Here is a 20,206-nt window from a genome sequence, read left to right on the forward strand (position 1 = left end):
TTGGCAATTAGAGAAACCTTTAGCTAACATAGAAAAGGCAGACCATAAGTATGGTATGCTTTTCGAAGGCATAAATGCATTTTATGATATTTCAAAAGAAGATCGTTACAAAAATGAATTACTAAACATCTATCAATATGAAGAAGAAGTAGAGTCTGAAGCACTATCGTTAGAAAACCTTATTTGGCATTTTAACTTAGGAGACGATCGTACGGTATTAAGTAGACTAAACGCATTAGGAACTGAAGATTTAGAAAAAATTAATGCAGAAATTAAAGTAGTCACGCTATCTAAGCTCTTAACTTTAATTAATGAAGATGATAATATAGAGAAAAAAAAACTTAACCAATTATATCTAAAACATGCAGATCAAGTTTTAAAAGAAAAAAGAGAGTATAAAGATTTTAGCCAGATATACACGAATGCGCTTTCTGTTTATACAATTGCTAAAGGAATTAATGATGGTATTATTATAATAGATCACAAAGAAAAAACAATTAAATCCTGGCAACTTTTAACAAAACACCTACTAGATAAAAAATATAGAAACTCTGAATGGAATATTGGTATTACTGGAGCCTTATTACTTGCTAGTAATGAAATTTATAATTTATTAGATTAATTTATATTTAAAATTCATATTTCTACTATCTTGTGGGAAATCAAAAAAAATAGCGCTATTAATATGATTAAAGTTGAAAGAATTGTAAGCTTTATTCTTTTTGCAATTGCATTTATTGTTTATGCAATTTCTGCACCAAGTAATATTACTTTTTGGGATAGTCCAGAATTTATAACAAGTAGCTACAATTTACAAGCCACGCATCCACCAGGTTCTCCATTTTACACCATGCTTTCTAGTGTTGTTTTGCAATTTTTTCCAGCTACGAAAGCTGCTTTTATTTCCTGTTTAATCTCTTCTTTTTTTGGAGCGCTAGCTGTTACCTTTTTATTTAAAACAACATACTATATTACTACTAAAATACAAGTAAGCAAATCTAAATTCGAAGTTAAATACTTACCATTTTTTACTGGTATTACAAGCGCACTAACATTGGCTTTTTCAAATAGTTTTTGGGTTGCTGCAACAGAAGCAGAAGTCTACACACTGTCATTTGCATTAATGATAATAATGGTTTATGTAATGCTAAAGTGGGAAAACGCTTCAAATAAAAAACAAGAGACAAAACTAATTTTATTATTTGCATTACTATTAGGAATAGCATCTGGAGTCCATTTAATAACCATTTCTATTATTATACCATTATCACTGTTATTTACACATAAAAAATATGGATTAAGTATAAAGAATATTGTGGTTTCTCTAATTATTGGGTGCCTCTTATTTTTTGGCATATACTTTTTCGCTATTCAAGGTATTATAAAACTAACTACTGTTCTAGATGTTTGGGCAGTAAATTCTTTTAAACTAAGTGTAAACACTGGTGCAATAATTATGGTATGCTTGCTAAGTACATTCTTTTCGGTTTTACTTTGGTTTACTCATAAAAAACAAAAATTTAACTTACACTACATTACTTTAGCTTGTCTCTTTTTTTTAATTGGATTTAGTGCCTATATAATGCCTTTACAAAGAGCAAACGCAAATACACAAATTGCAAATGGAGTAAGTACAAGTAATAGAATGTTACAGTACATAAAAGGAGATCAATTTGGAATTGGCAACATCCCACTTTTTAAAGGATATGCCTACAATGCACCTTTAGATAAAGACACGCCTTTTACAAAAGGAAAACCGATTATAACTTATGATGCGAATACGCAACAATATCTTACAATAGACAATGGTGATTATTACAATGTTAACTATGCAAGTGAGTTCTCAATGTATTTTCCAAGACTTTTTGATGCTGGAAATGAAGCAAACTACAAGTCTTGGACAACCATAACAGGAGATCCAATTAATTACCCAGTAAAAGGTGAAAATAAAACCATTTATAAGCCAACTTATAAAGAGAGTCTTAGTTTTTTTATGGACTACCAAGTTTCATGGCTTTACCTACGCTATTTATATTGGAACTTTATTGGAAGACAAAACAATAATCAAGGTTTAGGTTATATAAAAGATGGTAATTGGATTAGCGGAATAAATAGTATAGACAAATCTAGAGTTGGAGATTTTTCTATAATGCCAGAACGTTATAAAAACGATAAAAGCCGAAACGCTTATTACTTTATTCCTTTTATTTTAGGGCTTTTAGGCTTATTCTCATTACTAAAATACAAACAATACTTTTTAACTACACTCTTTCTGTTTTTAGCCTTTGGCTTAGGAATAACCTTATACATTAATCCAGTACCATCTAGTATTTTAGTTAGAGAACGCGATTATATTTTTATTGGCTCTTTTGTTATTTTTTCACTTTGGGTAGGCTTATCTATTATTCCAATTCTCAAAGCCTTTAGGTTTATATCATCAAGCAAAACAAGACTAATTATTATTTCTATACTAGTCTTTATTGGTTCTCCTGTTCAGCTATTAGCAAAAGGATGGAATAGTCACCAACGTAGTGATGATACTTTTGCTTATGATTTTGCAAAAGCATATTTAGATGCTTGCCCACAACAAACCATACTTATTACAAATGGTGATAATATGACGTTTCCAATATGGTATTTACAAGAAGTCGAAAACTATAGAACAGATGTTAGAGTTCTAAATTTTGATCAAATGAGTTTAGATACACATATAGAAAAACTAAAACAAAAAATAGGCACATCTAATCCTATAAGCTTTAATTTAAAAAAGGATTTTTATAATAATGGCGTAGATAAGTTAATTCCGTTAAATGAAGAAATAAAAGAAGCTGCACTCCTACCTGTTTTATTCGAATTTTTTAAAGACAGTACCACTCGAATTAACTGGAATGGAAGATTAAAACATTATATACCTTCTACAAAATTTGCAATTCCAATAGACACCATAAAAATAAAAAAGAAAGGCTTGAATGCCAAAGAACTAAATGCGGCTTACTTTAATGAAATTAATTGGAGTTACCCTAAAAAATTCTATGGCTTAAACGAAATTGTTTTATTAAATGTAATTACAAACAATATACATAACAGACCAATTTGTTTTGCCATTAATGGAAAAAGCGGGCATTATTTAGGATTAAAAAATTACTTCGTTCAAAATGGAATGGTCGAAGAGTTGTCTCCAATTCAAAGAAAAGATGCTTCAGTAAATCCAAAAATTGTAAATACAAAAGCAATGTATCCTTATGTAATGAATACCCTAAAATTTGAAGGCTTAAATGATGACACAAAGTTTTTAACTTACGAAAACAGAGCCTACGTCCAAGATATATTAAGACGCAATTATTATTTTCTCGCTCAAGCATTATTAGAAGAAGGAAAAACAGAGCAAGCAATTAAAGTTTTAGACAAATCTTTTTATCTCTTTCCTAATAAAACCATAGCCTATAAACAATATGCCTATGCTTTAGGTAAACTCTATTTTAGAGCTGGCTTGCATAAAAAAGGTTCAGAAATATGTGCAACTGCAATGGATAATATTTGGGGGGAACTACAATGGATGACATCTTATAACCCACCACATCCAACTATAAATGTAAGACATGCCGAAAAGCTAAAAAACATATACTTACAAATGATGAAGCAGTTTCCAGGAGACAAGACTACTTTAAAAATCTACGAGCAACAATATATTAATTTTGAGCCTGGTTTTATAAACTGGAAAAAAGTAAACTGGCCTTACTAAACTAGATAGTATTATATTTTTATTTTCAATATGAAAGAAGAATACATAGATATTGTTACTAAAACTGGAAAACCAACTGGGAAATCTGCTTTAAAAAGTGAGATTCATGTAAAAGGCCATTACCACAACACAGCACACATTTGGTTTTATACTAATAAAGGTGAAATATTGCTACAACAACGTGCAGCTTCAAAAGTAATTTGCCCATTACTTTGGGATGTTAGTGTTGCTGGACATGTAGATGCTGGTGAAATTTTAGAATCTGGAGCAGTTAGAGAAATTGAGGAAGAAATTGGTTTAACTATTTCTGAAGATGAACTTAATAAAATCGGTATTTTTGAGTGTTTTACAACCTATCCAAACGGAATTATTGATAATGAATTCCATCATACTTTTATAGCTGAATTGAAAGTAGACATCAATAAATTAACACCTCAAAAAGAAGAAGTTGAAGCATTAAAATTGGTTTCAACTGAGGTTTTTAAACAACTTTTAAAGAATTCAGAAACTAATGGACATTTTGTAGCAAGTAACAGAAAGTATTATGAGTTTGTACTTGATAGTATTCAAAAAACACTTTAATTTTTCTAAATTCGTTTCATGGAACTAATTTTATACGCACTTGCTCCTGTTGCAGTTGTTATTTTTTACATTTATTTAAAAGATAAATATGAGAAAGAACCTAAACGACTCTTAATTATTTCTTTTTTACTTGGTGCAATTGTAAGTATTATTATTACCACAATTCTATAAGGCTTATTTGATTTCGCCTTGCCTTTAACCAACAGTTTAAGCGTACTACAACAATTTGTTCAAGCCTTTTTTGTTGTTGGTTTTACTGAGGAGTTAAGCAAATATCTTATTGTTTTATTATTTGCACAAAGGCTAAAAGAGTTCAACGAGCCTTTTGATGGCATTGTCTATGCAGTTATGGTTTCTATGGGTTTTGCAGCAACAGAAAACATATTCTACGTTATGGAGAGTGGTCCAACAACTGCTTTATTAAGTGCCTTTACAGCTATTCCAGCACATGCTACTTTTGGAATACTAATGGGGTATTTTATGGGAAAATCAAAATTCTCAGACAAAAGAATATTACTTAATCTTACAGGATTAGGTTTAGCAATTCTGTTCCATGGCGCTTACGATTTCTTCTTATTCATCGATTTTATTCCTGGTATTTGGGTTGGTGCTTTTGTATCACTTATTATTGGCATTATACTCTCACGAAAAGCAATAAAAAGACACCAAGTAGCTTCTCATTTTAAAGATTAAATCTTAGCTTGATACGTATATAAATCGTAATACCTTCCTTGTGAAGCTATCAACTCATCATGGTTTCCACGCTCAGCAATTTTACCAGCTTCTATTACCAAAATTTGGTCTGCTCTACGAATAGTACTTAATCTATGTGCAATAACTATTGTGGTTCTGTTTTTAGTTAACTCTGCTAAACTCTTCTGAATTAATGCTTCGCTTTCTGTATCTAAATTCGAAGTTGCTTCATCTAAAATAATAATTTTAGGATCTGCTAAAATTGCTCTTGCAATAGTAATACGCTGTCTTTGTCCTCCAGAGAGCTTCACTCCTCTTTCACCAATTAAAGTCTCTAAACCTTCATCAAAACGGTCTGTAAACTCATTAACATAAGCTGCTTTTACTGCTGCTTGTAATTGTGCTTCTGTAGCGTTTGGTCTTGGAAATAGTATGTTTTCACGAATGGAACCTTCAAACAAAAATTCATCTTGCAATACAACTCCTAAATGTTTTCTAAAGCTTTTTAGTTTTACTTTAGATAAGTCTTTTCCATCTATAGTAATTTGTCCAGATTTAGGATTTAAAAACGTAGCAGATAATCCAGCAATAGTCGATTTTCCTGAACCAGAGCTACCAACTAAAGCAATTACAGAACCAGCAGCTGCTTTAAAATCTATATTATGTAATACAGATTTGCCTTCTTCATATTCAAAAGACACATTATTAAATTCAATTTCTCCTTTAAAGTTTTCAAGCTCAACAGTTCGGTTTTCGTCATCTTCTTCGGCAGCCATATTCATAAGCTCTTCAGTTCTATCTAAACCTGCTAAAGCTTCGGTTAACTGACTTCCAATGTTACTCATTTGAATAATTGGAGCAACCATAAACGCTAATAGAAACATAAACTGCAAAAATTGCCCTTGTGTTATTTCGCCTTGCATCATATAGTGACCACCAATTCCAAAAATTCCTGCAGAAGCTAAACCAATTAAAAAAGTTGAAGAACTCGTCATTATAGCAGTTGCTGTTAAACTCTTTTTTACGTTGATAAAAATATCATTCACACCTTTTTCAAAAACCTTAGACTCCTGATCTTCAGCATTAAAAGCTTTAATGACGCGAACACCAGCTAATGTTTCGGTTAAACGTCCTTTTACTTCTGCATTAATTTTTCCTCTTGCTCTAAAAATAGGGCGAATGTATTTGAATGATTTTAAGGCAATAATTCCAAAAATTGATAATGGTACAAATGTATAAACTGTCATCCAAATATTAATATCTAATAAATAAACTAAGCTTATTATGGCTGTAAATGAACCACCAACTAATTGTACCAATCCTGTACCAATTAAGTTTTTAACCCCATCTACATCGCTCATGATTCTTGACACTAAGGCTCCAGACTTTGTATTATCAAAAAAACTAATAGGCAAAGACAATATTTTTTTTTGCACTTGCGCACGCAATTCACTTATTAAATATTGTGCTTGAATACTAAGGACTTTAGTCAATAAAAAAGAAGTGATAGCTTGTACTAAAATGGCAGTAACAACAATGGCTATTAATGTGTATAATTGACTGTAATCTTTTCCAGGTACAACCTCATCTAATAACACTTTACTTTGTAGTGGTAAAACGAAACCTGCTAAACTTCGAATGATAATTAATATCAAGCCTAAGAAAACAAGTTTACGTCTTGGCCAAATAATGGTTTTAAACGCTTGTTTTAAGGTGACTTTTGGTTTCTTCTTGTCTTTAGAAGGTTCTTTTAAATGCTGCATGCTTCAATTTTGTTTTACAAAGATACGTCTGAAATTAGGATTCATTTCAACTATAAAATTAATGTTTTGTTAATTCAAAATAGAAGAAGAATGCTCTTAACTTTTAGTGTATTTTTGCACGATGAAAGAAAACCAACCTGTTAAAATAGAATTTGTAGTTTTAATGGCATCGCTAATGGCAATTGTAGCCTTAGCTATTGATGCATTATTACCTGCTATTTCTACAATTAGCGCAGAGCTTAACAGCGTTAATTCTAACGATAACAAACTACTAATTACCATGATTTTCTTGGGATTAGGTGTTGGACAACTTGTGTTTGGACCACTGTCTGATAGTTTTGGAAGAAAACCAATAGTTTATATTGGGTTTTTAATATTTATTATTGCTAGTATTATTTGTGTGCTTTCACCTTCTATTGAATGGATGATTTTTGGTCGTGTACTTCAAGGTATTGGTTTAGCTGCTGCAAGAACTATAGCTATTACTATTATTAGAGACACTTATAAAGGAGATTTTATGGCAAAAATTATGTCTTTTATAACTACTATTTTTATTATTGTTCCTGTTGTTGCACCTGTAATGGGAAAATTTATTTTAAATCATTACGATTGGAAAGGTATCTTTTATGCGCAATTAATAATTGCTATTATTGTATGTGTTTGGTTTTGGAAAAGACAACCAGAAACCTTAAAACCTGAATATAAAATTAAGTTTAATAAACACGTTTTTATTGATGGCTTAAAAGAGCTTTTAAAACATAAAATACCTCTTGGGTTTACACTAGTTTCAGGTTTTATATCAGGTGCATTTATTGTCTATTTAAGTGCAGCACAAACCATTTTTGAAATTCAATATGGTTTGGTAGATGAGTTTCCTTATGTTTTTGCAGGTTTAGCTATAGGTGTTGGCTTGGCTACTTTTTTAAATGGTAATTTAGTAATGCGTTTAGGGATGTGGAAACTATCCTTTTTAGCCATAACCGTTTTTAGTTTAAATGCGCTAATATATGTTTTGCTATTTTGGAATACTGATAATCCTACATTACCAATACTACTTGTTTTTATGGCCATTCAGTTTTTTACTATCGGCTTCATTTTTGGTAATGTAAGAGCCATAACGATGGAGCCTATTGGACATATTGCTGGAATAGGTGCAGCAATTACTGGTTTTGTTTCTACAATGATGGCAGTACCCATTGCTAATTATATTGGTGGTTTTGTAACCACTACTGCTCTACCTCTATTTATTGGCTTTACCGTTTTCGGCTCTTTATCGTTTGTTATTTTTATTTATATGAAACGTTTACGTAAAGCACTTTAAGTTAATTAAGCTGTTTAAAGTTTTTGTTATTTTCAGCAGTTGAATTGATAGTCCTAAAAATGATTTTATTGATTAAAACTGCCATCATCTACACTTTTAATAAAACTAATTAAGCCTTTAAAAAACACTTTCTGGTCGTCAAATTGAGATAAATGACTACCATTAGGACACAACAAAAAATCTCCATTTTTAACCTCTGTACTAATCCATTCCATATGTTTTGGATCCATAGTATCATAAGTTGCTCCAATAGTTAAAGTTGGCACTGTAATTTCTTTTAATCTGTCTTTTACATCCCAATTTTTAAGAATTGCATCGCCTTTAATACCAAACTCACTTGGTCCTTGCATAGTAATATATACGTCTGGATTTACATGTTTAAAACTCCTGTTTATAGGTTCCGGCCAGTCTTCAATAGGCATTCTAATTACATGTTCAGTATAGTAGTTATTTACTATTAACTCAATGTATCTAGGGTTACTATAATCTTCTGCATCTTCAAAAGCCATAATTTCTTTTAAAACTTCAGGATTCATTTTTGGCGCTAAAACAGTATCGCTGTACTCTTGATATTCTGGTATAGAAGCTACCATATTCGAGATTATTAAACCCTTTAAATGCTCTTGGTATTTTAAAGCATATTGCATACCCAAAATACCTCCCCAACTTTGTCCGTAGAGATAGAAATTATCTTTATTTAAATTTAAAGCTACACGTACTTGCTCTACTTCTTCTACAAAACGATCTAAATCCCAAAGGCTTAAATCTTTTGGCTGGTCGCTGTAATAGGAACCCAATTGATCGTAATAATAATATTCTATGTTTTCCTGCGGAAAGTACCCATCGAAACATTCATAAATTTCATGTGTCATTCCTGGTCCACCATGTAACAATAAGACTTTCATTGTAGGATTATTACCAACACGTTTTGTCCAAACTTTAAAAGTGCCTTTTGGTGTTGTAATAGGAATCATTTTTATGCCACCTAAAAATTGATCTTGCTCTTTTGGTTTTAGATAGTTTTCAGCTGAAATGTTTTCTTTAGAAATAACAACTTCTGAAGTTTCTGTTTTACAACTGAAACACAAAACTATACATAAACAACTGATTAATAATTTTATTTTCATGATAATTAAGGGTTTGATTATTTTTTTCGGCCTCTAGATTTTTTCTCTTTTATTTTTACATAAACCAGTTTCGTGCGTCCTTTGTTATCTTCACGTCTTTCAATTTCGAATTTAGTAATAGAATTAATTAAAGGTGTTAATTTTTGAAAACCATAATTTCTAGAATCAAAATTAGGTTGTTTTTTTTGCATTAAACTACCAACATCTCCTAAAAAAGCCCAACCATCATCGTCTGAAAGGTCATCTATAGTAGAGGCTATAAACTTAATGTCCTTTTGTGTAATTTTATCGTACTTACTAGGTTTAATGGTCGCTTTCTCTAAAGACCCAGAATCACTTTCTTCTGCTTGATTTCTAAGTATTTCTATATAAATAAACTTATCGCATGCCACAATAAACGGATTTGGTGTTTTCTTCTCTCCTATCCCATAAACTTGCATTCCAGCTTCTCGTAAGCGCGTTGCCAAACGTGTAAAATCACTGTCGCTAGAGACTAAGCAAAAACCATCTACTTTTTCAGAATATAAAATATCCATAGCATCTATAATCATTGCAGAATCTGTTGCATTTTTACCTAAGGTATAAGCATATTGCTGTATAGGTGTAATGGCATTTTCTAATAATAATGCTTTCCATTTATTTAAGTGTGGCTTGGTCCAATCACCATAAATACGTTTTATTGTTGGGTTACCATACTTGGCAATTTCCTCCATCATTTCTTTTACATGTGCAGATGGTATATTATCACCATCTATAAGTACTGCTAATTTTATATCTATCACTGTATGATTGTTTTATTTGTTTTAATCCTTTAAATTTAGTGGATTTTTAACAAAAAAACCACTCAAAATGGAGTGGGTTTTAAATTTTATAATTAGTAAATTACTTTCTACTTGCTTTTTTAGCCTGTTTAGCAGCCCTTTTCTCTTTAGTAGATAAAGTTGCTTCTTTTTTTACATTTTTTCTTGAATCTTGAGACTTTGCCATAATTTTATTTTTTAATACTTAATATTAATAGTATAAATATAATCCTTTTTTAATTAGTTAAAATTCTTAGGACACAAACTCAAGTATTAATTTTAAATAATTGCAATAGTTTATCGTTATAGCTAATTGAGTTAAAGCAAAGCATTACACTTTTAAAATTTAAAGACAAATTTTAAACCTTTACAAATCCCTATCTAAATGTATTGTAGTTATTCTTAACTTAGCATTAAAAAGAAATGCCTTCAAAACTATCCTATATTACCATAATTTGTCTAATATTTTTTAATTGTGCTTCTCGTAAAATAAAAGACGTTCCGTATTTAACAAAAGTAGAAGGCAAAGCTCAAATACAACCCACATTAAACGTTTTTAAGCCTAGAAATACAGAAACAGATAAAAATCCTGTAGTCATTTTTGTTCATGGTGGTTATTGGAGCGAAGGCGATAAAAAAAGCTACGGATTTTTAGGTAGGAATTTTGCTAAAAAAGATGTGGTTACAGTAATTCCTGGTTACACTTTAAGTCCAAATGCTAGTTATGACGAGATGGCAAAAGAAATTGGGCAAGCTGTACAATGGACTCGCAATAATATAGAACAGTATAAAGGCGATCCAGAGCAAATATATTTAATGGGACATAGTGCAGGCGGACATTTAATTGCTTTAATAACTACAAATCCTAAATATTTAAAAAACAAAAGTGTAGTAAAAGGTGTTATTTTAAATGATGCTGCGGCATTAGATATGAAAAGTTACTTAGATAAAAACCAGCCAACTAGCGCATACCATTATGATGTGACTTGGACTAAAAATCCTGAAAACTGGAAAGATGCATCTCCAATTTATTTTGTAGATGAAACTACACCTCCCTTTTTAGTGTATGTTGGTAATAAAACATATCCTTCAATTATTAAACATAGTGCATCATTTGTTAAAGTACTCGAACCTTTTCAACCTAATATAAAACAGATTTTTTTAAATAAAAAACATGTCCCAATGATGTCTCATTACATTTATCCTTGGACTAAAAGATACGACGAAATAATAGCGTTTATGAATGAAAACAAATAGGTTTTAAAATTAACAGAACTATGCAATTAAATATAAAAAATAAATTTAATACAGAATTACCAGCAGATCCTATTCTTGAAAATTCAAGGAGACAGGTTAAAGAAGCTTGTTTTTCTTTTGTTAAACCAAAACAAACTGAAAATCCAGAACTAATACATGTCTCTCCAGAAATGCTTACTAATTTAGGCTTAACTGAGGCTGATGCTAAAAGTGAAGACTTTCTAAACGTATTTACAGGTAATACAGTTTTAGCTAATACAAAACCTTACGCTATGTGTTATGGCGGACATCAATTTGGGCATTGGGCAGGACAATTAGGAGACGGACGTGCTATTAATTTAGCAGAAGTAGAACATAATAATACAGATTGGGCATTACAATTAAAAGGCGCTGGACCAACACCTTATTCTCGAACTGCAGATGGTTTAGCTGTATTACGATCCTCAGTACGAGAGTATTTATGTAGCGAAGCCTTGCATTATCTTGGTGTGCCAACTACAAGAGCTTTATCCCTAGTTCTATCTGGTGATAATGTATTAAGAGATATGTTCTATAATGGTAATTCGGCTTACGAAAAAGGTGCAATTGTTAGTCGTGTAGCACCAAGCTTTTTACGCTTTGGTAGTTACCAAATATTTGCAGCAAGAAAAGATAAGAAGACTTTAAAAATGCTAGTAGATTATACTATAAAACATCATTTTTCGCATTTAGGAACGCCATCAAAAGCTACTTATTTAGAGTTTTTTAATACGGTTTTAGAACGCACTTTGGAACTAATTATACATTGGCAACGTGTTGGTTTTGTTCATGGTGTGATGAACACAGACAACCTTTCTATTTTAGGTCTTACTATAGATTATGGTCCTTACGGTTGGTTAGAAGGCTACGATAATGATTGGACACCAAACACAACAGATAGAGAGCATAAACGCTACCGTTTTGGTGCACAATTAGATATTGGACATTGGAATTTGTACCAATTAGCAAATACTTTATATCCTTTAATTGAAGATACTGAAGGGCTTCAAAGTAGTTTGAACGCTTATCATAAAAATGCAAAATTTCAATATATAGTAATGATGCGAAGCAAATTGGGTTTACATACTGAAGAAAGTAGTGATGTTGATTTCATTATTTCTTTAGAAAAAATTTTACAGTTAACTGAAACTGATATGACTATTTTTTTTAGGAAATTAAGTGTTTTTTCTATTTCTGATGCCACTGAAGGCCTTACAATTATTAAAGATGCTTTCTACAAAATAGATGAAGTGACCGATGACATAGTACAACAATGGAACTCCTGGTTTAATAGTTACACAAAACGCTTAAAAAAAGAAACACTCGCTTTTGAAGAACGACAACTTAAAATGAATGCAGTAAACCCTAAATATGTACTTCGAAATTATATGGCACAATTGGCAATTGACGATGCTAATAAAGGTGATTATAAATTAATTGATACACTATTTAATTTATTAAAAAAACCATATGATGAGCAACCAAAAAATGAAAAATGGTTTGCTAAACGTCCAGATTGGGCAAGACATAAAGTAGGCTGTTCTATGTTATCTTGTAGTTCTTAATATTTGTCTTTATAAAATAGTATACCTACATTTAAAAACATGAGCTTAATACTATGTCGATGTATTTTATAATGTAGCAGAAAGAACAATCGTTGAAGCTCCTCTTAGAGAGCGACTTGTGAAAGCCCGACCTTTTGCTTTTTTAAGCAAAAGGTAATGTCCAAAAACCATTGTTTATGTAGCATATTTTTTAGATATTTACACATGTAAGGCTTTACTAAAAATTACGACCAAGTTTTAAAGCATATACTAATTTAACAAAGAAAGGAACTTTATTATGCTTAATTGGAAACATATTATAAATTACACAGTAAAAGGAAATCCTACTCCAAATAAAAGAGTAGAAAAAACCGAGAACGAATGGAAAGGTTTATTAACTCCAAAACAGTTTAGAATCACAAGACTTAAAGGAACCGAAGCACCAAATACTGGAGCTCTTTGTAGTATTTACGACGAAGGACAATATAATTGTATTTGTTGTAATTCACCTTTGTTTGATTCTACTATTAAGTTTAGCTCTGGAACTGGTTGGCCAAGTTTTACACAACCTATTAAAGAAGATGCTATTAAGTATGAAAAAGACACTGCTTTTGGCATGATTCGGGTTGAGGTAATGTGTAACACTTGCGATGCACATTTAGGCCATATTTTTCCAGACGGCCCTGAACCTAGTGGTTTACGTTATTGTATAAATTCTGCTTCTATGCAATTAAATAAGGAGCATACTAATGATAAGTAAAAACTTACAATTAGCGACTATTGGTGGTGGTTGTTTTTGGTGTACAGAAGCTGTATTTCAAGAAGTTAAAGGCGTTAAAAAAGTGGTGTCTGGTTATTCTGGTGGAAACGTTCCTGGACATCCAACCTATCGAGAAATTGTTTCTGGGTTAACAGGACACGCTGAAGTAATACAAATTACGTTTGATTCTAATGTGATTACTTACGAAGACATTTTAGTGATTTTTGTGACTACTCATGATCCTACAACTTTAAACCAACAAGATGCAGACAGAGGTACCCAATACCGTTCTGTAATTTTTTATCATAATAAAAAACAACAGGAACTTGCAGAAATTGTTATTAAAGAAGTTGCGCCTTACTACAAAAATGCTATAGTTACAGAAGTAAGTGCTTTAGATACTTTTTACGAAGCTGGAAAGGAACATCAAGATTTTTATAGAAGTAATCAAGGAATGGGTTATTGCACCTTTGTAATAGATCCAAAATTAGCAAAGCTAAGAAGGCTCCATGCCGACAAATTAAATTAATTAAATAACAAACTGTCACTTTTAGTGATTTTTTAATAAAAACAGTATCGAGAAGTATATATAAATACTTCTCGATACTATTGCTATGTCTATATAAAACTTTATGTAAGACGACAGTACTATTACAAAAAAGAAACTATTTACAATGCAAAACACACAAAAACAAGAGCCAATAAAGTAAATATGTTACATTATAATGCATTATTTATTATATCTTGAACACATTCTGGGTTTAATAGTGTACTAATATCTCCTAGGTTATTAGTATCTTTTTCTGCTATTTTACGCAAAATACGTCGCATAATCTTACCACTTCTTGTTTTTGGTAAACCTTCAGTAAATTGAATTTTATCTAGCTTAGCTATTGGTCCTATTCTATCTGTTATTAATAGATTGATTTCTTTACGCAAATTATCGTGACTTCTTGTTTCTCCCGAATCTTTTAGTGTTATATATCCATATAATGCACTTCCTTTAATATCATGCGGAAAACCTACTATAGCACTTTCTGCAACTGCTTGATGCTCGTTTATAGCATCTTCTATTGGTGCTGTTCCTAGATTATGACCAGAAACGATAATAACATCGTCTACTCGTCCTGTTATTCTATAATAACCAACTTCGTCTCTAAGCGCTCCATCACCTGTAAAATATTTGTTTTTATATGTTGAAAAATAAGTGTCTTTATAACGTTGGTGGTTTCCCCAAATGGTACGTGCTATACTTGGCCATGGGAATTTTATACACAAACGCCCTTCCACTTGTTTTCCTTTTAGTTCTTCACCTTTTTCATCCATTAAACAAGGTTGAACTCCTATACAAGGTAAAGTTGCATAGGTTGGTTTTGTAGGTGTAACATAAGGTATTGGTGTTATCATTATACCTCCAGTCTCGGTTTGCCACCAAGAATCTATAATTGGGCTTTTTTTCTTTCCTATGTTTTCATTGTACCAATGCCAAGCTTCCTCGTTAATGGGCTCACCAACACTTCCTAATACTTTTAAAGAAGATAAATCATATTTATCTACTAATGCTACACCTTGCTTAGCTAATGCTCGAATTGCTGTTGGTGCCGTGTAAAACTGATTAATTTTGTGTTTTTCTACAATATCCCAAAATCTTCCAAAATCTGGATAACTTGGCACACCTTCAAACATAACTGTAGTTGCTCCATTACACAAAGGACCATAAACTATATAAGAGTGTCCTGTAATCCATCCTATATCTGCAGTACACCAATATACATCGTTTTCTTTATACTGAAATGCATTTTTAAAAGTATATGCAGTATAAACCATATAACCAGCTGTTGTATGCACCATACCTTTTGGCTTTCCTGTTGAACCTGAAGTATACAGAATAAATAATGGGTCTTCTGCATCCATAACTTCAGCTTGACAATCGCTTGAAGCGGCATCTAATAAAGGTTGCAACCATTTATCTCTACCAGCTTTCATTGTTATATCTGAATTAATTCGCTTTGCTACTAACACTGAATTTACGCCTTCACAACTCTCTAATGCTTTGTCAACTATACCTTTTAAATCTATTGTTTTTGCGCCACGGAAAGATCCATCTGCTGTAATTACCATTGTACAATCGCAATCGTTAATTCTTGTTGCTAAGGCTTTTGCTGAAAATCCTGCAAATACTACAGAATGTATTGCTCCAATTCTTGCACATGCTAAAACTGAAATGGCCAATTCTGGAATCATTGGCACATAAATACAAACACGATCACCTTTTTTTACACCTTGTGCTTTTAAAACATTTGCAAATTGGTTAACACGTTGATGTAATTGATTATATGTAATATGTTCTGCTCCTTCATCTGGATTGTTGGGCTCAAAAAGAATGGCGGTTTTATCTCCCCTTGTAGCTAAATGCCTATCGATACAGTTTTCTGTAATATTAAGTTTTGCTCCTTCAAACCACTTAACTTCTGGTTTAGTGAAATCCCATTCTAAAACTTTGTCCCATTTTTTTCTCCATAAAAAATGTTCTTCAGCTATTTCTTCCCAAAAAGCTTCAGGTTCTCTAATAGATTTTCTAAAGACTTGAAAATATTCTTCTAAATGTTTTATGTGGTAATTACTCATTGTGTTTGGTGTTTTGTAATCTGTTTATATACGCTTTAATTTCTGTAATCACTTTTGGTGCTAATAAAAGTGTTCCAATCATGGTTGGAATTGCCATAAGTGCAAAAACGCCATCGATGAAATTTATCATCATTGCAAATGGAGTTGTAGCTGCTAAAATGATACTAAAAATATAAAAATAATTATAATAATGCTTTTTGTCTGCTCCAATTAAAAAAGATAAACATTTTAAACCATAATAAGAATAGGAAAATAAAGATGAAATACTAAAAATAAAGACACATATCATTAATAAATAATGTCCGAAATCTGGCATAGTAGCTTTAAAAGCAGAAGCTGTCAAACTTACTCCATTATCTGATGTGGTTTCCCAAACACCAGTAACTAAAATAGCCAAAGCTGTTAATGTACATACAATTAACGTGTCTATAATAGGACCTAACATGGCTACTAAACCTTCACGAACAGGTTCGTTTGTCTTTGCTGCGCCATGAGCCATTGGTGCTGTACCAATACCAGCTTCGTTAGAAAAGGCTCCACGACGAATGCCTAATAATATTAATGCTCCTAGTACTCCTCCAAAAAAAGCGTCTCCATTATAGAAGTCTGCAGAAAAAGCATCTGTAAAAATCATTACAAAGTATTTAGGCACTAACTGATAGTTTGAAAGTAGTATGTATAATACTAATACAAAGTATAAGATTACCATAGATGGTACTAATTTAGAAGCAGTTTTACTTATTCGATTTAAGCCTCCAAAAATAACGACAGAAGTCACAACTACTAAAACAAAGGCTATAATTAAGTTGCTTTTTAAACCTACGTCAACACCATTTGGTATTAAAATAATATCATTAATAGCTTGTGTTAACTGGTTAACATTTACCACAGGCAAGGCACCAAACATCCCAAAAACAGTAAATAAAATGGCTAACCATTTCCAATGTTTACCTAAACCTTCTACTATAAAATACATTGGACCACCTTGTAGTTTTCCATCACTATCTTTCCCTCTAAACATAACAGCAAGTGTAGAAGTAAAAAATTTGGTAGGCATACCAACGATTGCACTAATCCACATCCAAAACATAGCACCAGGTCCACCAACAGAAATTGCCAAAGCAACACCTGCAATATTCCCCATGCCTATAGTAGATGATAATGCAGTAGATAATGCTTGAAAGTGACTTATTTCGCCAGGATCATCTGGATTATCATATTTACCACGCAATACTTGAATGGCATGACCAATATATATAAACGGTAAAAACCTAGAATAAATTAGTAAAAAAAGCCCTCCACCAATTAAAATTATTAATAATGGTAATCCCCAAACAAATGAGGCAAACTCTGCAATAAAATGGTCTAGCTTCTGCAAATTGATTTTGTTTTCTATAAATGTATTAAAAGGAATTAATATGCAATGCATAAACAATTTAAATAATAATTTAACCGCCTCACAAACAAACGAGTAAGTATCTGATAATAAATAAACTAAATAATAAATACATCTTATAATTATTTTTTATACTTTTCAGAATTCTTTAACTCGAAAAACTCATTATTATGACTCAAAAAACTACTTTAAACATTAAATCTATACTATTTTGTATTGCTTTTGTTTTGTGTGTTTTTTCTATTCAAGCTCAAGAACGCTCTTGTGGTATGGTAGAATATATGCAAGAACAAATGAAAAATCCTGAATATGCTAAGCAGTATAAAATTACTCAAGCAAAATTTAGAGCACAATTAGAAAAAAAACTAAATGGAACTTCTGAAAATAAAATGGTTCCAATTATTATTCCTGTTGCAGTTCACTACCCTGAAGCTCAGGAATCAGATAGAGCTTGTTTAGAAGCATTAGCACAAAATCAAATAGATATTTTAAATGAGGATTTTACTGGTACAAACGCGGACATCTCTGAATGGACTGCTGCTGTATCAAATTATCCAGGTGTAAATACTGGTGCTGCAAACTTTTTGTTTTGCATTGCTACAACCAACCATCCAACAGGTTTAGATCCTGATATGGTAGAAGGTGGACCAGCAGTTACTATTGGTTACAATTTTGGTAATGGCTCATCTACAGATTCTAATTGGGGAGGATACATGAACTTTTTAGTTAAAGATATTGGAGGAGGCCTTTTAGGTTTTTCACCATATCCAGGTAGTGTAGCAAACGGAGATTCTGTAACAATGAATTTAGGTGCTTTTGGATCTGGTGCTGGATGTCCAAGTTCTGGTATTGTTCCAGGCGCTCCTTACGATTTAGGTAGAACAGTAACTCACGAATTAGGTCACTTCTATAACTTGGATCACGTATTTGGATCTTGTGGTACAGATGATGGTATTGCAGATACACCAAACCAAGGGAATTCAAATGGTGGTTGTCCTGCTTTAGGAAGTCAGCCAGCTTGTAATCCAGCAGAACAAGAATTATTTCAAAGTTATATGGATTATACTAACGATGCTTGTATGTTTATGTTTAGTGCAGGACAAACAACCGTTGCTGAAGCCTATGTTACTTCTATTCAGTCTACATTTAAGCCAAATGTAGTACAATGTTCTGCAGCTCCAGATTTTGCTTTAACAGCTGCTAATGCTGTGGAAAACATTTGTAATCCAACAAATACAGTAACTTATACATTAAACTATGTTGCAACTGGTGGTAATACAGATCCAACAACTTTTTCAGCAAGTAATTTACCTGCAGGTGCTACACAATCATTTAATCCATCAACTTTAAGTGCAGATGGCACTACTGTTTTAACACTAGGTAACTTAGGGGGTCTTGCAACTGGAAATTATTCAATTACAGTTACAGGAACAGGTATAACAACGAATTCTTTAACTGTCGATTTAAATGTTGATGGCGCTTTGCCAACAGTACCAGCTTTAGTTAGTCCTGCAAATGATGCTACAGATACAGCTCTACAAGTAAATTTAGCTTGGAGCCCAATTGCAAATGCTACAAGTTATACTTTGGAAATGGCAACTGATACTGCTTTTACTCAAAATTACACTTCTAATGTTCTTACTAGTGTTGGTTTTAACACTCCTGAATTAACTTTTATGACACAGTATTTTTGGAGAGTAAAATCTTCGAATAGTTGTGGTGATTCTTCATATTCTTCTACAAGAAATTTTACAACTGCAGCAATTGCTTGTATCACTTATAATTCTACAGAGAATAATATTAACATTCCAAGTATTGGAACAACAGATCATGTTATTACTTCTACTATTAATATTACTGATGATTCAACGATAACAGATGTAAATTCAACTATAAACATCACTCACATTTGGGCAGGAGATATGGAATTAATGTTAACGTCTCCAAACGGAACATCGGTTATTATGTTAGTAAATAGTGCATGTGATGATGGAACAGATGATATTGCAGTAACTTACGATGACCAAGCAGCTGGACCTGTTGTTTGTAGTACTTCTGCTCCTGCTGTTGGCGGAATTATTCAACCTGCAAATCCATTATCTGCTTTTAATGGAGAAAACACTGTTGGTGATTGGGTATTAACTGCAACAGATGGTTATCCTTCTTTAGATGGTGGTACTTTTTTAAATTTCTCTATTGAAATTTGTGGAACATCTTCTTTAAGTGTTGATGAATTCAGTTTAGCTGGTTCATTATCATTATGGCCAAATCCATCTCAAGGTATAGTCAACGTTTCGTTTAACACACAAAACAATGATGCTGTTAATTTTAAACTTTACGATTTAAGAGGTCGTTTAATAAACAAACAATCTTTCGAAAATAACTCTGGTGTATTTAATAAAGCATTACAGTTTGGAAACTTAGACAGTTCAGTTTATATATTAAGCATTGAGAATGCAGGACAAATAATAAACAAGCGTATAATTATTGAATAGTATATTTATTAAGTTATATAATTTAAGAAAAAAAAGGATTCCAAATTGGAATCCTTTTTTTGTTAATCTTTTCTATATTT

Annotated in this window: 16 protein-coding genes; 11 read left to right on the forward strand and 5 right to left on the reverse strand. The window is 31.8% G+C overall.

Features of this window, described 5'->3' with window-relative positions:
* From QNK89_RS07805 to QNK89_RS07825, 5 genes are all read left to right on the forward strand, one after another.
* On the forward strand, positions 1–622 hold a 622-nt coding region (locus QNK89_RS07805), incomplete at its 5' end, for a hypothetical protein (RefSeq protein ID WP_340170452.1).
* Positions 623–685: 63 nt separating this feature from the next.
* Positions 686–3,742, forward strand: coding sequence for a DUF2723 domain-containing protein (locus QNK89_RS07810; protein WP_340170453.1), 3,057 nt, complete (start codon positions 686–688; stop codon positions 3,740–3,742).
* 30 nt (positions 3,743–3,772) lie between these two features.
* Positions 3,773–4,324 (forward strand): NUDIX domain-containing protein, encoded by a 552-nt coding sequence (locus QNK89_RS07815; RefSeq protein WP_340170454.1) that lies wholly within the window; start codon positions 3,773–3,775, stop codon positions 4,322–4,324.
* A gap of 18 nt (positions 4,325–4,342) precedes the next feature.
* Positions 4,343–4,495, forward strand: a complete 153-nt coding sequence (locus QNK89_RS07820; protein ID WP_340170455.1) for a hypothetical protein — start codon at positions 4,343–4,345, stop codon at positions 4,493–4,495.
* An 18-nt stretch (positions 4,496–4,513) separates the two neighbouring features.
* A complete protein-coding gene (locus QNK89_RS07825) occupies positions 4,514–5,017 on the forward strand; it encodes a PrsW family glutamic-type intramembrane protease (protein WP_340170456.1) in 504 nt (167 codons plus the stop codon).
* Here QNK89_RS07825 and QNK89_RS07830 read toward each other — a convergent pair.
* Positions 5,014–6,780 (reverse strand): ABC transporter ATP-binding protein, encoded by a 1,767-nt coding sequence (locus QNK89_RS07830; protein WP_340170457.1) that lies wholly within the window; start codon positions 6,778–6,780, stop codon positions 5,014–5,016. The genes QNK89_RS07825 and QNK89_RS07830 overlap by 4 nt on opposite strands.
* A gap of 121 nt (positions 6,781–6,901) precedes the next feature.
* On the opposite strand from QNK89_RS07830, the gene QNK89_RS07835 reads away from it, so the two are divergent.
* The gene (locus QNK89_RS07835; protein WP_340170458.1) at positions 6,902–8,101 is read left to right on the forward strand and encodes a multidrug effflux MFS transporter; all 1,200 of its coding nucleotides are present in this window, start codon (positions 6,902–6,904) and stop codon (positions 8,099–8,101) included.
* A gap of 65 nt (positions 8,102–8,166) precedes the next feature.
* Here QNK89_RS07835 and QNK89_RS07840 read toward each other — a convergent pair whose 3' ends face one another.
* Both QNK89_RS07840 and QNK89_RS07845 read right to left on the reverse strand, forming a co-directional pair.
* Entirely contained in the window at positions 8,167–9,228 is a 1,062-nt protein-coding gene (locus tag QNK89_RS07840; protein ID WP_340170459.1) for a proline iminopeptidase-family hydrolase, read from the reverse strand.
* Positions 9,229–9,245: 17 nt separating this feature from the next.
* Entirely contained in the window at positions 9,246–10,007 is a 762-nt protein-coding gene (locus tag QNK89_RS07845) for an NYN domain-containing protein (RefSeq protein WP_340170484.1), read from the reverse strand.
* Between the two features lie 444 nt (positions 10,008–10,451).
* Here QNK89_RS07845 and QNK89_RS07850 point away from each other — a divergent pair, with 444 nt between their 5' ends.
* The 4 genes from QNK89_RS07850 to msrA all read left to right on the forward strand — a co-directional run bounded on the left by QNK89_RS07850 (position 10,452) and on the right by msrA (position 14,136).
* Entirely contained in the window at positions 10,452–11,285 is an 834-nt protein-coding gene (locus QNK89_RS07850; protein WP_340170460.1) for an alpha/beta hydrolase, read from the forward strand.
* Positions 11,286–11,305: 20 nt separating this feature from the next.
* On the forward strand, positions 11,306–12,868 hold the full coding sequence (locus QNK89_RS07855; protein ID WP_340170461.1) for a YdiU family protein: 1,563 nt from the start codon (positions 11,306–11,308) through the stop codon (positions 12,866–12,868).
* Positions 12,869–13,145: 277 nt separating this feature from the next.
* The gene (gene msrB, locus QNK89_RS07860) at positions 13,146–13,607 is read left to right on the forward strand and encodes a peptide-methionine (R)-S-oxide reductase MsrB (RefSeq protein WP_340170462.1); all 462 of its coding nucleotides are present in this window, start codon (positions 13,146–13,148) and stop codon (positions 13,605–13,607) included.
* Positions 13,597–14,136 (forward strand): peptide-methionine (S)-S-oxide reductase MsrA, encoded by a 540-nt coding sequence (gene msrA / locus QNK89_RS07865; protein WP_340170463.1) that lies wholly within the window; start codon positions 13,597–13,599, stop codon positions 14,134–14,136. Before msrB ends, msrA begins: the two co-directional genes overlap by 11 nt.
* Positions 14,137–14,327: 191 nt before the next feature.
* On the opposite strand, the gene acs is transcribed toward msrA, so the two are convergent.
* Positions 14,328–16,235: an acetate--CoA ligase gene (gene acs / locus QNK89_RS07870; RefSeq protein ID WP_340170464.1), complete on the reverse strand. Its 1,908-nt coding sequence runs from the start codon at positions 16,233–16,235 to the stop codon at positions 14,328–14,330.
* Entirely contained in the window at positions 16,228–17,613 is a 1,386-nt protein-coding gene (locus QNK89_RS07875; RefSeq protein WP_340170465.1) for an alanine/glycine:cation symporter family protein, read from the reverse strand. Before QNK89_RS07875 ends, acs begins: the two co-directional genes overlap by 8 nt.
* 188 nt (positions 17,614–17,801) lie before the next feature.
* Between QNK89_RS07875 and QNK89_RS07880 the strand changes: the two genes are divergently transcribed.
* Complete coding sequence (locus tag QNK89_RS07880) at positions 17,802–20,126, forward strand: T9SS type A sorting domain-containing protein (RefSeq protein WP_340170466.1); 2,325 nt, start codon at positions 17,802–17,804, stop codon at positions 20,124–20,126.
* Positions 20,127–20,206: the final 80 nt, after the last annotated feature.

The sequence above is a fragment of the Lacinutrix sp. genome (genome assembly GCF_037625555.1).
Taxonomy (GTDB): domain Bacteria; phylum Bacteroidota; class Bacteroidia; order Flavobacteriales; family Flavobacteriaceae; genus Lacinutrix.

Excerpts from the sequence above, each read along its gene's own strand:
- QNK89_RS07820 (WP_340170455.1), top strand. The coding sequence starts at position 4,343 with ATGGAACTAATTTTATACGCACTTGCTCCTGTTGCAGTTGTTATTTTT.
- QNK89_RS07815 (WP_340170454.1), top strand. The coding sequence starts at position 3,773 with ATGAAAGAAGAATACATAGATATTGTTACTAAAACTGGAAAACCAACT.
- QNK89_RS07810 (WP_340170453.1), top strand. The coding sequence starts at position 686 with ATGATTAAAGTTGAAAGAATTGTAAGCTTTATTCTTTTTGCAATTGCA.
- msrB (WP_340170462.1), top strand. The coding sequence starts at position 13,146 with ATGCTTAATTGGAAACATATTATAAATTACACAGTAAAAGGAAATCCT.
- QNK89_RS07850 (WP_340170460.1), top strand. The coding sequence starts at position 10,452 with ATGCCTTCAAAACTATCCTATATTACCATAATTTGTCTAATATTTTTT.
- QNK89_RS07835 (WP_340170458.1), top strand. The coding sequence starts at position 6,902 with ATGAAAGAAAACCAACCTGTTAAAATAGAATTTGTAGTTTTAATGGCA.
- QNK89_RS07855 (WP_340170461.1), top strand. The coding sequence starts at position 11,306 with ATGCAATTAAATATAAAAAATAAATTTAATACAGAATTACCAGCAGAT.
- QNK89_RS07880 (WP_340170466.1), top strand. The coding sequence starts at position 17,802 with ATGACTCAAAAAACTACTTTAAACATTAAATCTATACTATTTTGTATT.
- QNK89_RS07840 (WP_340170459.1), bottom strand. The coding sequence starts at position 9,228 with ATGAAAATAAAATTATTAATCAGTTGTTTATGTATAGTTTTGTGTTTC.
- msrA (WP_340170463.1), top strand. The coding sequence starts at position 13,597 with ATGATAAGTAAAAACTTACAATTAGCGACTATTGGTGGTGGTTGTTTT.
- QNK89_RS07830 (WP_340170457.1), bottom strand. The coding sequence starts at position 6,780 with ATGCAGCATTTAAAAGAACCTTCTAAAGACAAGAAGAAACCAAAAGTC.
- acs (WP_340170464.1), bottom strand. The coding sequence starts at position 16,235 with ATGAGTAATTACCACATAAAACATTTAGAAGAATATTTTCAAGTCTTT.